Genomic DNA, 15,054 nt, shown 5'->3' with positions numbered 1-15,054 from the left:
GTCTCTGCGGTCAAATCTCTTGTGTTCCAACACTAACGACTACGTCGTCGATCATGTCGCGGTCGACGCGGCCGAGTTCGGCGGTCTTTCGGGCGATGGTGTCGACGGCTTCCTGCAGCTCGTGGCCATCGTGGCCCTTGACCCATTTCCACGTTATTCGATGCCGTTTCGATGCATTATCGAGCCGGCTCCACCAATCGTGATTGGTCTTTCGTTTCCACGTGCCGCCCATCGTCTCGACGACATAACGCGAATCCGACATAAGCGTGACCGAGCAAGCCTCGTTCAAACTCTCCAGCCCCAATGCCGCAGCCGCGATCTCGGCCTGCTGGTTTGTCGCAGCACCGAGAAACTCGGCGACGCCCTTCCAAATGCCCTTAAACCCAAGCAACGCCGCCGCCGCCGCTCTCGGATTTCCCCTGCCATTGCCGAGGCTCGAGCCGTCGCAGACTATTGTTACTTGTTTCATATTTTAGTTCGAGCCGCCTTCTTAATGCCGATGAATCTAAAAATAAGCCCGATCACGAAAGCGCATCCTGCAATGGCGAAGACATTCAAGACAAGGCCTAATCCGTTCTCAAACAACGTGGGCTCCTCGATCCAGGAAAACGGAACTCCCCAACTTGGGAAACGCAGACGTCCTGACAAAGGAATAAATTCTATCCGTCTTTCCGCCGCTAGATATTCATTTCTCGCATACAGATAGCTGAGAATGTTTAGTAAAACAAATACTGATATCGTAACAATGAATCCGACCTTAAAAGATCTATCGTATAAACGGCTCATTTCTATCCCAGTGTCAGAACATTATCCACATAGCTATCAAACGTATCATCATGCGAGATGACAAAAAGCTGATCAAAGTGCGTAATGCGGCTGATCTGCATCGCCAGGTTTTCGCGGCGTTCGGCGTCCATGTTTGTGGTCGGCTCGTCGAAAAACGCGATGCGAATATCCGTGAGCTGTTTTAGCAACGCCAGCCTCACCGACAGTGCTGCGGCCATCTGTTCGCCGCCTGACAGGCTCTGGAACGGACGCTCGTAACCGTCCTCTTCAAGTATTATGGCGTAATCCTCGCCCCATTTCAGCGTGCGTTCGGCATTACCCGTGATCTCGCGATACATCAGATTCGCCTCAAGCGAAACGTGATAGACATAATTGCGAGCAACACGCGGGGCCGCTTCTTTCAACGTGTCGCGGATAAACGCCGTGGTCTCGGCGACCGTCTCGAGCCGTTCTTTCTCCTGAAACTCGCCCTGCATCGACTTGCGGATCTCGGCAAAACGTTTTAGCTCTGCCGCCAGCTGCTCTTCGCGCCGTTTGGTGGCTTCAAATGTAGCCCGCACTTCGGCATGCCGTTTTTCTGATTCGTGCAATGCGACACGTTCGGCGGCGTGACGTTGGCGGTCATAAATTGCCGCGTCGCTCTCGGAATCATGCCCGTCGATCTGTTCGAATAATATCCGACGGTCGTTAACGAGCCGCTCAAGATTGCTCTCGATCTTTGTTACATTTCCGCGAAGCTCGCTCTCGCGTGCGATCTCGTTATCAAGAATCCTCGTTCGCGATCGCGGATCGCCCAGGGCACGAAGTTTCGCATCTAAAGCTGACAGTTCCTTTTCCAACGCATCGAGCCCGGCGATCTGCTTTTCCAGATCCGCCCGTTCGTTGTTAAGATGCGTTCCCTCGGCTTTTAGTTCGGCTTCGCGACGGCGAAGACCGACAAGAGCAGCGGCAAACCGTTCGGACTCGCGAGCGGATCTAAGATCAGCCGCAACTTTTGCTCGCGAAGCCTCAGCAGTTTCGATCTGGGCTGTCAGGTCGGTGAATTGGCTCGATACGAAATCTTCGAGCGTCTGACCGGGCTTCAGATTAAGGCATTTTTGCGAAAGTATCGGGCAAAGGCCGTTTTGGATCTCGCTTTGGAATTTCCGGTCGCGTTCCAGTCCGGCCTTGAGGGCGGCGATCTGCTCGATCAGTTCGCCATCTCGTTTTTCAAAGGTCATGATATCGACCGCTCCGGCCGCCTTTGATTCGGCTTCTTTGAGCTGGTCGAGATTGGATTTGTAGCTGACGCGAAGGCGGGCGACTCGATCATCGAGCCCCATAACTTGATTTTCGACTGCTTTTGCAACGGCGATCTCTTCGCGCAACCGTGTGATCTCAGCTTCGAGAGTTTCTTGTTCGGCGGCTTTCGGCTTGAGTTCGGCGATCTCTCGATGGGCGTTTTCGAGCGACTGCAATTTCTCCTGGAGGTCCTTTTGGTCGGCCCTTAGTTTTTCAAGAGCATTTTCGACCTTTTCGATCTCGTTGAGATTGGCTACATATACGCGGCGGTGCTCGATCTCAGTTGCAAGGTTTTCGACTTCGCCGGCCAGCTTTTCGGTCTGGCCCTGATAGCTTTTGAATTCCTCATCAACGAGTTCGGCTCGCGACAATTCGCCCTCGGCTCGAGCCAGGTTTTCGCGGACGCCGGCGATCGAAACATCGAGAAACCTTGTTGTCTCACGCAGCTTTTCAGCGGCCTGGCGGTATTCTTCGACCTTGAGCAAACGGTCAAAGGCGACCTTGCGTTCGGTCGCACCTTCGAGAAATATCGCTGTGAATGTGCCCTGCGGAACACCTATTGCTTGGCGGAACAGCGATTTGAGATCGGTGCCCGGTTCGAGGCCGAGATGCTGCCAGAGAAAGCGGAAAACCTCTTCTTTCTTGTCGGCGATGCGTGTATTGAGCCGCGGATCGGTGACGTGATAGCCGGCACCGGTGTCGCGATAGACGATGTATTCGCGCTCGTCCAAACCGCTTTCAAATGTCACGCGTGCCACGCCTTTTTTCTCGCCGCGTTTTATGAAATCTTCCTTTTTGTATTCGAGCAGATCGAATAGCGTCCACGCCACGGCTTCGATCAGCGTGGTCTTGCCGGCACCGTTCTCTCCGGTTATTGCAGTCGTTCCGCGTGTGAATTCGAAAGTGGCGGCGGCGTGAGATTTAATGTTCTCAAGCTCGATCCTGGAGATATGCATGGGCGCGTGTCTAAATCTGAAATTTCAGATCTCAAATTTCAAATTTGATACTTAATATTAGGATACTTTCGGGCAAAGAAAAAGACTGAAAAGTCTTGGCTTTCGAAATTGCTCTCTTGTATCGATTTTCGACGAAGTTCTCTGTGCACTCAGCGATAGTATTCTGTTGGGATCTTCTACGTCGAGGCCGGAAAGAAGGACGAGGAGGTCGCTGCGAGTTTCTCGCCAAAGGAGAATTCAGCGATAATACGAACATGAAGATAGAAGCTGGCGAATACGTTGTTGTGATTTTGCACACGCCGCGAGAAAAGTTATTTGGGGTATTGGATGAGATCAGCGCGGCGGGCGTTTCGCTTCGCGGAATAGATCTTGGATATTTCGAAGACTGGTGCCGATCGATCGCTGCGGGTGAGCCGCATTTGCCTATGAGCGATTATTTTCTACCGATGTGGCGGATCGAGCGGGTCACGCGTGACGAAGGGAACGCAGATATAAAGTCGCTGGCCGAGCAATTCGAGCAGCGAACAGGCAAACCGCCTGCGTTTTTCTAAACTATTGTTTTTTGATCGAGATGCTGCCGTTGTTAGTGGTAAGTTTCAGTGTCGCATCGCCGCCGCCATTTATGGTTCCCTTGATACTTTTGACAGGTCCGGGCGTGATATTTTCGGTGATCGTCTCAACCGGCAAGTCGGAACGGAAGGCACCGAAACCGTACGATGCAATAAGAAAGCACTTCGACGTCTGAGGAACGGTCAATCGAATGGAGCCGTTAGACGTACTAAATCCGTAGGTTCCGCCATTCAAAATTTCGCCGGCGAAGGCCACAGATCCCGAAATTGAATTGACTTCGACTTGACGATACTGGAGCCCCTGCATCGAAATAGTTCCACTGTTCGTTTTTGTCTTAAAAATATCACCGACCTCGCTTGGCCCGGCCTCGAATACAACGATGTTGCCGGTTGTGCTCTCGAGCATCATTGGGCCGGTAGATCCTTCGACGGTGATGTCGCCCTGGCCTGCGAATGCTGAGATGCCGTTTGCGACATTGCGAATGTCCATGTCACCGCCGATCATTCGGATGCCCACTTTTCGAACCGAGTCGATCGTGGTGGTCGCTTCCTGTCCTTTGATATTTACACTCGCCCCTGTGGGCACGTCCATTTCGATCTCGTCGCCGCGTATGCAATCACCTTGCGTGGGGCGATCGCCTGCTTTCTCGCCGGCACCGTTTAACATCACCCAGACCGGCAAACCGGTCTTGGGGCTTGTTTGCTGTACCTTGAAGTTAAATCTTGTTCCGCCTTTTACATAAACCCGAAACTCGCTGCGGTTCCAACCGTTGATCTTCAGATCGCCGCCGGTGATACACATCGAAATATTGACATTCCCCTCAACAGCGATCGTCCGCTCCGAGGTATAGCCATCATGCGACCATACTTCGGCCTTTGGCAATGGAATCCGAGGCGTGTTCTTTACACTCGGTTTTGCCGGCGGTTCGGGCGGCTCTGTGCGCTGTGCTGCCGCAGGCAAGGCATAAAATACCGCTGCCGCTAACGCGAGCAAGATGGATTGTACAATGCGATTTTTCATCAAGATCGGTGTAACACCCTAATTCAGGGCCTATTTCAAGCTGACCAGCAACTCCTCTTTTTGCGACACCGAATTGAGCAGGTCGATCTTATTCTGATAGGACGAATATAGCACTTGCTTGGCCGAATCGTTCTTCGGGTCGCGTCTCACTTCGGCCCGCATTTTAGTGATCGCGTCGTTAACTAGTGCCATATCGCGTTCGTAGGCGATACGTTCGCCGGGGCGAAGTACGGTATCCTTCTGTGTTTCGACCGTCTTTGAGAGGCTTGCGATCGTTCTCACGTAGCTTTCTTCACCGGGGAGTATTGCCGCGGCTGTGCTTGAATTCCCGATATTAGGCCGCCTTTCGGTAATTACCGCAGCCATTGGGATCAAACGATCCGCACGTACAGGAGCCGATGTCCGGATCGCGGCTGGTGCAGGTTCGTTAGAAATGACCCTTTCTGCAGGCGGCGATCCGCCCGTCGATGCAGGCTTTGAGATCGTCGAAGGGCCGCTCGCAACTTTATCGCCCACGGGCGAGGTGCGCGACATCCAAACGACGGAAACCAAACCAAAAACGATCAACAAACCGGCCGCGGCCGCAAACGACGGGTTCATTAAACTTACCGAAATAAATGCCCAGGCCTTTGTCCAGAACCGTGCGTTTTCGCGTTCCGTTTCGATCTCGGCGTTGATCTTGTTCCACAGACGCTGCGTAGGGACGAGTGTGTTGAATTCGCGTTCGAGAGCAGGGAATACGACGGCCGATTCATCCTCGGCGTTGGCGAGCATTAATGCACACGCATCACATGCCGCTATATGACCGGAAACCCGGGCCGATTGGTCGTGAGCAAGTTCACCATCCAAAAAGGCCTGAATAATACCGATGTCTAAACAATCTTTCTTCATATCGTATCCTTCGCCGTTTTGCCGTATAGACGAGCAAATTCTTGTCTTGCACGAGCCACGTACGTTCCGATGCTCGATTCGTTCAACTCGAGGCTTCCGGCGATCTCTTTGTAAGAGAGACCTTGCTGTTTGAGGAGCAGGCAACTCCGCAGCGGCTCCTTGATCTTGTTGAGAGCACGATAGATCTCATTCACTCCGGCGTACTCTTCGTAGTCTACCTCGACCGACGCGGCTTCAATCGAACCTGTCTGTTTGACGTAATTCTCGTCCCGCGTGTTCGCTCTAATGTTGCCGCGAACAGTGTTGCGGGCAACATTTATCGCCACGCGGATAAGCCAAGGCCGGAGCATTTCTTCGTCTGTGATCGAGTCGAGATGTTTGTGCAGCCGCAGGAAGGTCTCTTGCGTTACATCTTCGGCGAGCCCGGGATCTTGTACAACGGACCGTGCCGCGCGGAAGACGGTCCTGTGATGAAGCGTAAACGCCTCTTCAAATTCGATCTTCGCAGTTGCTGCCGACGTCGCTGTTTGTTCGGACATTATGTCCACAAATATTTGGCTACTCTCGCTCATTCGTCGCATCGAACATGCTCTTCACTTTAGATACACCGCGGCACGCCGATTTATGACAAGAATAACCCTAAAACCTAATTATTTTCAATGAATGGACGATATCGGCAGGAAGCGTTTCCGTGTCGTTTGCCGTGACATAAAATGTATGGCTGTCGCCCCGTTGGCTGGATATACGCTCAAACTGCGATTCCGGTTCTGTGATGTTCTTTGCGGGTTCAACGAGGGCGAGGCGTTTGAGGCAATCGTATAGGTGAGCACGTCCAGAACCAAACTCGCTTCCGTTGCCGTCGATCAAGAGGCGAAACTCCGCACGTTCATCGGAAAAATGAGCGAGGATCGATGCCGCGACCGCAGCCCCGGACTCGAATCGCTCGGAGATGACGACCGGCTGTCCGTTTTGTTCAGCGGCCAGCTTTTCACGGAGAGGCAGTTTTTCGCCGCCGAAATGTTCAAGTAAACGGTCAAAAATTACGGTCACGCGGCGTTCGTCCTCGGCGGCAAATTCGCGAACCGTTAGCTGCCGCGAGCGTGCCGTGGCTTTCCAATCGACACGTCGAAGGTCATCATTCGTCTGGTAATCGCGAAGAGCCAGTAGATCCTGCCCGACGCCGCGTTTTGCGGAAGTAAGGCGTCCGGCATCGAGAGGGATCTCAGCGTGTGCGGCGCTGAACGGCGTTATCTTTGGAAAGATGATCAACTCCGTCTCACGTGCCGGCAGCCTCCGCCGATGACGAAAGAATCCGAAGGGAAAACGAGTCGAAAGTTCAAAATTCTTGATCAGAAAATGGCCGCGGTTCGGGAATGTGTACTCGACCTTGTTCTCCTCCGTTCCGCGTTTTGGTACGAAAGCAAAGTGCCCGAGGGTGCGGCGAACGGTCGGAGGCCGACCCAATCGTTTTGCGATGAATCCCGGCAAGATCGCGTGCAATTCGTCTGCTACGATCGACTTTTCGCGTTCCTTGCCGCGAACATCGGCGACTACCGAGATCGCCGGAAACAGCCGTTTGCGATTGCCGAGGCTGACGGTCACGGGCGTCGGTTCCCCGGCAAATATCGACTCAGGGAAACGCATCTTCACATCCAGTTTTTGCAATACGATCCGTCCCGCGAAAAAGCCGACGATCATAGCTGCGATCAAAAACGAAAGCACTAAAAAGAGGAGATTATTGCCGGTATTCCATGCCGAAAAACCAACAACGACGATCAGCACGATCATCACGGCGCCGCCGGTGGTGAATTCGAACGGCAGGTTCATCTGTGCCGCTTCGCGTCCGGCGTTTCTCGCCAGCGGCGGCACCACAAACACGAGTATCAGCAGAACAAAAATGAGAGATATTCCCGCCGCGATCCCCGCAAGTTGGACGTCGCCCGTCCGATGGGCGTACAGTGTCAATGCTGTAAGTGCCAGCCCTCCAAAAACCACACCCACGCCCAACGCCGCATTGCGCAAATCGCGGAGACTAAACAATTGAGTGAGGTTTTTGAGGTTCATTCAAAAGGATCTAACCGCGAAAAAGGCGAAAAATACGAAAATATAAGACCCTGCTTTTAGCTAATTTTCGTGGTTTTCGCGGTTGCTCAAATTGGTACTGTGACTTTCAAGAGTATGTCCTGCAAGATCTGTTCGGCTTCGCGGGTGCCTTGGCGGAGGGCTCCGGCTCGGGAGTTTATGATGATGCGGTGGGCAAAACACGGCACGACAAGGCGTTTGATGTCGTCTGCGATGCAGTAATTGCGGCCTTCAATGAGTGCCAGTGCCTGAGCCGATCGAAACAATGCCAGCGTGCCCCGAGGGCTAATGCCGAGTTCAAGTAGATCGGAGCGACGTGTAAGATCGACTATCTGGAGCAGATAATCGAGCAGAGCATCGTCAAATCTGATTTCAGAGACCTTTGTTTGCAGTTCGATTACATCATCGCGCGTCATTACCGGCCGCACGAATTCGAGGGGATTGACCGTTTCGCGGTCGCGAAGCAATTCGCGTTCGTCGTCGAGACTCGGATACCCGATGTGCAGCCGAAGCATAAACCGGTCAAGCTGCGATTCGGGCAGCGGGTATGTGCCGTGGTGTTCGGACGGATTCTGAGTCGCGATCACGATGAACGGCAGCGGCAAACGCCGCGAGACGCCCTCGACCGTGACCTGTTCCTCGGCCATCGCCTCGAGCAATGCCGATTGCGTCTTCGGCGTCGAACGGTTTATTTCGTCGGCGAGCACAATATTCGAAAAGATCGGCCCGGCCTTCCATTCGAAATCACTGGTCTGCTGATTGAACACCGATAGGCCGATCACGTCCGACGGCAACAAGTCCGACGTGAACTGAATACGCTGAAAACTTAATTCAAGAGCACGAGCCAATGCGTTTGCGAGAGTGGTCTTGCCGATGCCCGGAACGTCCTCAATGAGCAAATGCCCCTTCGCGAGCAAGGCGATCATCGCAAACTTGACCGTCTCGGACTTGCCTTTGATGACGCGTTCCATCGCAGACTGCAGTTCCGCGATCTTGGCTGTAGTATTGACGCTCGCGACAATCCCGGCATCGCCGCCGTTCGTTGTGACCCAATCTCTCATAGACAAAACCCTGCCGAGCAGGCCCAATCAATATTCTAACTGATTAGACACTATCACTGCACAAAAAAGTTGCGTTGCTCCAAATTGAATTTCGCGCCAAAACCGACTAAACTTTTGAAACTAAACTATGCCCATTTCGTGTTGATACGCGGACGGTATATTGTAGCTATATGAAGAACTTACGACGAGCCTCGCGTGACCAACGCGGATTTAACCTGATCGAATTGATGATCGTTATCGCGATCATCGGACTGTTGATCGCCGTCGGCGGCTACGGCTGGTCGGCAATGATGAAATCCGGCAACGAAACGGCTGCCGCTCAGACGATGGACAAACTCCGCATCTTTCAGGCTCAATACGGGGCAAAGAACCGCGGTAAATTTGCACCGAATTTTGACGAATTGATCAAGGCTGTCGGCCTCGACGAATCGTTCAAAGGTGAACGTCCGGTCGTCAACGGCTATGTCTTTTCGATGACTGTCGAAGAACCGTCCGCCAGTAAACCTGCTTTTTATTCTATTAACGCCGACCCGCAGGTTTCCGAGGGCGTTACAGCTACCGGCAGCATTCATTATTACACTGACTCGTCGATCGGTACGATCAAACGCACCGACGAAAATCGCCCCGCAAAGGCCGACGATCAGGCGTTGTAGCCATATCCAAAGCCGTCTTAGCTCAGTGGTAGAGCACTCGCTTCACACGCGATAGGTCACAAGTTCAAATCTTGTAGACGGCACCAATGTTTTCAACAAGTTAGAGGCATTCCAGCATGCCTCTTTTTTGATTCCCACCCAAATTCCCACTAAATAATTTTGATTTAGAGTCCCGAACTGGATTGGGTCGAATCCAGTCGTTTCAATTATTATTCTATCTCCAAGAAAAAACGGAGGATTGTGAATATGAGAAGTGCGGATCACTATTTTTCGCGGGAAGAACTATACGCAATGGTGTGGAGTACGCCAATGCAACACCTCGCTAAAGAATTTGGGATTAGCGATGTTGCGCTTGCGAAAACCTGCAGCAAGCTTGGTGTTCCCAGACCCGAACGTGGCTACTGGGCTCGGTAGGCAGCGGGGAAAAAAGTTAAGGCGACGCCGTTACCCATGAAGAGGGATGGTCAAAGAAGCGGCATTTATCTTTCTCGAAGGACATCCCCAAATCCCGTCACAGAACTTAGTTCGAGCACGACGGAATTAATTGGTCACCTTAAGCGCCCGGAGAACATTATTGTTGTGCCTGACTCACTCAAAAAGCCTCATTCATTGGTAAAGATCACTAAGGGTGCAATGACTAAATGCGATATCGATTCGTATGGTGCTCTTAGGCCCGCTGAAGTTTGTCTAAATCTTCGAGTGTCGAAGCGGTCATTGATGCGATCTCTTTTGATCATAGACACGCTTTTCAAACATCTTTAAAGGCTTGGTTACGGTGTGACTATTTCGGACAGAGGCGAAACGGTTGTTCGAAAAGGGGAGATTGCGTTGAGTCTTGGGCTTTATGAGCGGTTTAATAGGTTCGAACAAATTCTTACCGAAAAGCAAAATCTTAATGCGTGGCGATACGACAAATACCGATTTGAACCGTCCGGGGAGTTCGAGCTAACAGTAAGCCGATGGCCGCTCGGCCAACGTCATTTTAAGGACAGCCCAAAACGAAAACTTGAAGATCGCGTTGCCGACATCCTAATTGAGATAGTAAGTTCCACCGAACTGGTAATGCTCGAAAATGACAGACGAGAAAATGAACGACTCAAACAGATCGAACAGCGGCGTCTGGAGGCCGAAAGAATCCAGCATGAGATCGAAGAGAATCGTCGTCGCGAGGAACTCGTAAATCAAGTCTCGTCCTGGCGACGTGCCGCCGATATAAGATCGTTCCTAAGTCTATGTGAAGCTGAGATTTCGGACCAAACATTGTCAGATTTGGAGGCCCCTTTCACAAAGTGGCTGCGCTGGGCCCACCAGCACGCCGACCGTCTTGACCCGACAAGAAACGGCTACCTGGAAGAATTACTGCCCCACTGATTCCTCGACCTGATGATTACAAATTCTTTTCAGGCAAAATGCACCGAATGCCACCGACAGGCATGAGGCCATATTACTAGCTACGGATATTCCAGTTTCACTCAGTGACACGCCATATAGGCGGAGGGTTGCTACATTTCTCGCTACATTGCGATCCCCGGGATCCGAGAATCTCAAATTGGGTATCAGGGATAATAGTTCTTGTCGCCAATAGCCGTTTCCGATTCCCCTGATTTTCGCACCACGTCTTATTTCGGCTGTTAACCGAAGGGCTGTAAGTTCGAGTCTTACCTGCGGAGTCAATTAAAACAACAAGTTACTGGTATCGAAGTTCGATTCCCGTTTTTATTCTTCTCCATATTTTCTTCTTCGCGACAGTCCAAGGTGAGGTGAATTGTTTGGCGAGCATGGCACGGGTCGACTCCATTTGGGATTGGCCCTGCCGCCCCGAACTCAGGGCGTACGTAAATGGCTCGCCAAAAGTGCCAGCGGGATAAAAAGGTGTCTGCGTACAATTGTTCCGAGTGGGAGAACTTGTCACGATGCGATTTATAGCCACATATCTGTCCGCAAAGTTTGTAGACATCTGCGAGTCTGCCGCGGCCCCGATGATTGCGGTAGCTGCCCATATCGCGTTTATGGTTCTGGCGATTGCTTACGGTTATGAAAGCGTGATCAGTTTTGCAGGCTTGTCGCTTTTGGTGAGGTTGTTGCGAGCAATCGCAACGCGGGTCACCCGCGATGAGGACAATCTATTGGTTTTGAAAAAAAAAGCGTCGGGGCGATACCGCCGGAATGCGGAGGAAAATCACAATGTTGAAACAACTTAAATGGCAAATCGTTCTTAGAGTTACTACTGTAGCCCTAGCTGTATTTACTCTTGCAGCAACAGCATTTACCTGTTGGACCTATATTTTGGCCAAGCAATATGTGCAACGCGCTGACATTTCCGTACCGCGAAATCGTCGGGAAGACCGGTTCTTGGAACGACCTTTAACCGTCGCGATAAACGACCATATCGAGTTAGGCGAGATTGAAAGTTACCTTAAGGATGTCGGCTACTCAGCATCTCGGGATGGCGGCCCCAAACCTATTTCAGTGATGGTAAAAGTATTCAGGTTCGTTCGGGATTGCCGATAATCTTCCCTGACCTCACTATCAACGTTGAAAGACGTCGTATTCGACAAATTATCTCGGGGTCTGACAACGTCAATTCGGCACAACTTCAGCCCCCAGAAATCTTGAATTTTGCTCGTTACATTGATCCGTCGGCAAATAAGGACAGTCTGCCGATCAGACAGATTCCGCTGACTTCAGAGGGCATTCCCGACGTTGTTCGTCATGCCATAACCGGAGCTGAGGATCGGCGATTTTTCGGTACGAGTGAGGTTCCCGCTCATTTTGGTTGCGCCCCTCTCAATATTGCCCGTCGAGTTGTACTTTCCGGCGGAGAAGACGGTGGATCGGTCTTAGGTCAGCAGGCTCTCAAACTTAGATCATTTCGCGGGGCAGGGCATGAGTTCTGGGATGATCTTTTCACTTTGTTGGTCCCAAAATGCGGCGTAAGTTGATAGACTGCCAGCTTGCCTTTGCCTTGGAATCCGAGTTTGGAAAGGAAGCGGTATTCACGTTCTATGCGAATTCCGTTCCCCTGGGGCCTTCGGGCGGCATCGATATAATTGGAATCGAGGCCGCCGCTCGCGAATATCTAGGGCATTCGGTTATGGAGGTTCAACTAGAAGAGGCAGCGACACTCGCTGCGCTCATTCGGCGACCCGGGGCCTTTCTGAAATTCGTTCGAAATGGATACAGATGCGAGGACGCCGCGATCCGGCTTGGAATTTGCCGAGATCTGACGGAACGACGCGATTGGGTTCTCGACAGGATGCACGAAGACCGCCCCAATTTGTATACAAAGGCGAGCATCAATTCGGCAAAAGCCAAGCCCTTGAGGTTTGTGTTCGCGAGTGAAAATGATGCCGAAAAGCCGATCGAAGCGGTGTCGCGAAATTTCATAAGGTATGCGGCGAAAAATGTCCCAAATGAACTCGAAACCGCATCAGGACGTCCAGGTGAATCGGTAACGATAACAACAATCGATGCCCCGGTGCAGAAGAAGGCGTTCGAAATCGTAGAAAGGTCAATGAAGTCCCTTCAGACCCGTGTGGACACAGCTTGTCGAAAACAGCATGTCAGTTGCTCCGTAATCGAATCCGACGGCGGTATCGAAAAAGTCAGGCCTCAAGCGGCTCTTGTCGCCATCGATCCCAAAAACGGGGAGATTTTGGCAATGGTCGGCGGCATCGGCACCGCGTTTAACTACGCGACAGACGCTCGTCGCGATCCTGGCAGCTGCCTAAAGCCATTTTTTGCCTGCAAGGCCGTAGAAAGCGGTTCATGGCAGGGAGAGCCGGTAACGCCGGCCTCGATCTTCGACCCTTCGAAGGACCAACTTCTCGGTCGATGCGCCCAAAACCACCTTGGAAGACGTGCCGGACTTCGTGAAGCTCTAGCTAAATCCTACAACTTTGCTGCATGTGGGCTTGCAGCTTCAGCGGGCATCCCCGTCGACTTTGTTGGAGCACTCACTGGCTCGGATCCGCGTATTGAGCTATCATCCGCTATCGGTGAATCCGGCGAAACGACATTACTTGATCTCGCGGCTGGCTATACGATATTCGCTCAGGGCAAATTTGCCTCTCCAACGCCATTTCGGGCGGTATACAAAGACGGAGTGAAAATCGACCTTGGCCATGTGAGACCTCGTACGGTTGTCGATCCAGGTGCCGCATGGATTGTAGCCGATATGTTGGGATCGGTCATCGAAGCCGGAGGCACGGCTCCGAATTTCAGGAAACAGGCGGGCCTTCAGTCAGTGGCATACCGGCTCGGAGCAAAGACAGGAACGGGGCAAACAGCAGATCTCACGATTGTTGTTTTCTCGCCGAGCGTGGTTGTGGCCGTTAGGGTATCTATGCCGATGAACAAGCCCGAACTGCGAATGTCCGACGGGTTTTCCGGAGCTAGCACCGCCGGACCGATCGCAGCTGAGTTCTTAAAATACATTAAGCATGCCAGACCTGATTGGCTGGGTGGTGAATTTGCTAGACCATCGAATGTTGTTACACGGCAGATTGACCGTGAACGAGGCTGCCAAATGGTAACGGGTGGCATTGCTGAGTTTTTCCTGGTTGGTCGTGAACCACAGATGTGTGAGCCGACGGTGAAAATCGAGGTTACGAAATGAAAATGGAACTCGAAAAGAAAATTGTTTCCTTCCTGCTCAATGTCGGGGCTGGATTTTGCCTAGTCGCTTTTGGTGTGGCGACAATTCCCGCGGTCATTCTGGTGAGTTCGGGGGTCGCAGACTTCTACAGTGGAATCTCGCCTGTAATATCGCTTCCCTCGACCGCAACCATTATCGCGGCAGCTTTGATCGTCTTCTCAATATGGCCACGTATTCGCGGGCTAAAACCGGTCATAGGAATGCTCTCCAGTGAGTACAATCGGTGGAGTAAATTTATGTCTTGGTTGGCCAAACACACCAAGTCTTGGAATGGCGTCCAGTTAGTCAAAGACTGGATCTCGAACTACGAGCGTGGCCCGGCAAGAGAGCACTTGCGGAGATCCGTTGTAGATCGGACGCTGAGTCCGACACGCCGTGTGGCAATACTTCGAAGAACGAAGATGACAGTCAGCACCTTCGCGGACGGGTCTTCTTCGGAATCATCCGACCGAAAATAGATTGTGGATTTAGAATAACGAAGAGATAATGAATTCTACCCCGGGGCGTACAATATGAAGATAATATTTATAGAAAGCAAATCTGCGTTTTTTGGGAATTTGGCTGAAGAACTGTCAAATATAAAAGGGCTCGTTGTTGTTAAGACTGCGGCCGACCGTCTTGAAGCGCTTAAGATAAGTGAAAAAGACGTGATTGTAATTGACGCCGGAGTTAAGACCGGTCGCGATCAGTCGCGAAAAGGTCTCGAGTTGTTTCAGAGGCTTCGCCGCGAAAGAAGATATAAGAACCCCGTCATCGTTTGTTCAGAAGTCAGTGTCGAGGAACTTTCGAAAAGGTACAGCATCGTAAGGTCGCGTACCGGCAATCGCTTCGTACAGATTCCGACCCTACTCGATAGTTTTGTGGAGACTTTAAGCCAGGTGGCTGATGAAGCTCTTGACGATGACGGACTTGAAAGTATTATCCGTTGGGATTCGGGTCTCGAGGGAGAATGGTCGAATTTAATACATTCGCTGTTTCACTATTTTATAGACGTTGGTCAGTGCCAAATCGATTCTGATTTTCACTCTCTCATAAACAAGCTTACTCATTCTGTCTCCAACTGGGCCATTGATCGGAAGAGAACCTAAAGAAATTCT

General features: G+C 51.7%; 14 protein-coding genes and 1 tRNA gene. 8 read left to right on the top strand and 7 right to left on the bottom strand.

The genetic code is table 11. The annotated features are described in order from the left end of the window. Positions 1–10 precede the first annotated feature (10 nt). Entirely contained in the window at positions 11–469 is a 459-nt protein-coding gene (locus tag IPK01_00900; protein ID MBK7932055.1) for a ribonuclease HI, read from the bottom strand. Between the two features lie 319 nt (positions 470–788). Then, positions 789–3,023 carry an SMC family ATPase gene (locus tag IPK01_00895; GenBank protein ID MBK7932054.1) on the bottom strand — a complete coding sequence of 745 codons (2,235 nt, stop codon included), beginning with the start codon at positions 3,021–3,023 and terminating at the stop codon, positions 789–791. Positions 3,024–3,277: 254 nt separating this feature from the next. On the opposite strand from IPK01_00895, the gene IPK01_00890 reads away from it, so the two are divergent. Then, positions 3,278–3,574 carry a hypothetical protein gene (locus tag IPK01_00890; protein MBK7932053.1) on the top strand — a complete coding sequence of 99 codons (297 nt, stop codon included), beginning with the start codon at positions 3,278–3,280 and terminating at the stop codon, positions 3,572–3,574. Position 3,575: 1 nt separating this feature from the next. On the opposite strand, the gene IPK01_00885 is transcribed toward IPK01_00890, so the two are convergent. The 5 genes from IPK01_00885 to IPK01_00865 all read right to left on the bottom strand — a co-directional run bounded on the left by IPK01_00885 (position 3,576) and on the right by IPK01_00865 (position 8,647). Beyond that, on the bottom strand, positions 3,576–4,613 hold the full coding sequence (locus IPK01_00885; GenBank protein ID MBK7932052.1) for a DUF4097 family beta strand repeat protein: 1,038 nt from the start codon (positions 4,611–4,613) through the stop codon (positions 3,576–3,578). A gap of 30 nt (positions 4,614–4,643) precedes the next feature. Continuing rightward, positions 4,644–5,504 (bottom strand): zf-HC2 domain-containing protein, encoded by an 861-nt coding sequence (locus IPK01_00880; GenBank protein MBK7932051.1) that lies wholly within the window; start codon positions 5,502–5,504, stop codon positions 4,644–4,646. Then, positions 5,501–6,043: a sigma-70 family RNA polymerase sigma factor gene (locus IPK01_00875; GenBank protein ID MBK7932050.1), complete on the bottom strand. Its 543-nt coding sequence runs from the start codon at positions 6,041–6,043 to the stop codon at positions 5,501–5,503. Before IPK01_00875 ends, IPK01_00880 begins: the two co-directional genes overlap by 4 nt. 100 nt (positions 6,044–6,143) lie before the next feature. After that, a complete protein-coding gene (locus IPK01_00870) occupies positions 6,144–7,568 on the bottom strand; it encodes a DUF58 domain-containing protein (protein ID MBK7932049.1) in 1,425 nt (474 codons plus the stop codon). A gap of 86 nt (positions 7,569–7,654) precedes the next feature. Next, complete coding sequence (locus tag IPK01_00865; GenBank protein ID MBK7932048.1) at positions 7,655–8,647, bottom strand: MoxR family ATPase; 993 nt, start codon at positions 8,645–8,647, stop codon at positions 7,655–7,657. A 170-nt stretch (positions 8,648–8,817) separates the two neighbouring features. Here IPK01_00865 and IPK01_00860 point away from each other — a divergent pair, with 170 nt between their 5' ends. The 7 genes from IPK01_00860 to IPK01_00830 all read left to right on the top strand — a co-directional run bounded on the left by IPK01_00860 (position 8,818) and on the right by IPK01_00830 (position 15,045). Then, positions 8,818–9,300, top strand: coding sequence for a prepilin-type N-terminal cleavage/methylation domain-containing protein (locus IPK01_00860; GenBank protein MBK7932047.1), 483 nt, complete (start codon positions 8,818–8,820; stop codon positions 9,298–9,300). Between the two features lie 11 nt (positions 9,301–9,311). Continuing rightward, positions 9,312–9,386 (top strand) — tRNA-Val (locus IPK01_00855). A gap of 976 nt (positions 9,387–10,362) precedes the next feature. Beyond that, positions 10,363–10,671 (top strand): hypothetical protein, encoded by a 309-nt coding sequence (locus IPK01_00850; protein ID MBK7932046.1) that lies wholly within the window; start codon positions 10,363–10,365, stop codon positions 10,669–10,671. Positions 10,672–11,213: 542 nt separating this feature from the next. After that, positions 11,214–11,501 carry a hypothetical protein gene (locus IPK01_00845; protein ID MBK7932045.1) on the top strand — a complete coding sequence of 96 codons (288 nt, stop codon included), beginning with the start codon at positions 11,214–11,216 and terminating at the stop codon, positions 11,499–11,501. A gap of 411 nt (positions 11,502–11,912) precedes the next feature. Further along, on the top strand, positions 11,913–12,242 hold the full coding sequence (locus IPK01_00840; protein ID MBK7932044.1) for a transglycosylase domain-containing protein: 330 nt from the start codon (positions 11,913–11,915) through the stop codon (positions 12,240–12,242). Further along, positions 12,227–13,918, top strand: coding sequence for a penicillin-binding protein (locus IPK01_00835; GenBank protein ID MBK7932043.1), 1,692 nt, complete (start codon positions 12,227–12,229; stop codon positions 13,916–13,918). The genes IPK01_00840 and IPK01_00835 overlap by 16 nt, the downstream gene beginning before the upstream one ends. Positions 13,919–14,469: 551 nt before the next feature. Continuing rightward, positions 14,470–15,045: a hypothetical protein gene (locus tag IPK01_00830; protein MBK7932042.1), complete on the top strand. Its 576-nt coding sequence runs from the start codon at positions 14,470–14,472 to the stop codon at positions 15,043–15,045. Positions 15,046–15,054: the final 9 nt, after the last annotated feature.

Source organism: Acidobacteriota bacterium, from assembly GCA_016713675.1.
Taxonomy (GTDB): Bacteria; Acidobacteriota; Blastocatellia; order Pyrinomonadales; family Pyrinomonadaceae; genus OLB17.
The sequence above is the reverse complement of the archived record's forward strand: the minus strand, read 5'-3'. Positions and strand labels throughout refer to the sequence as shown.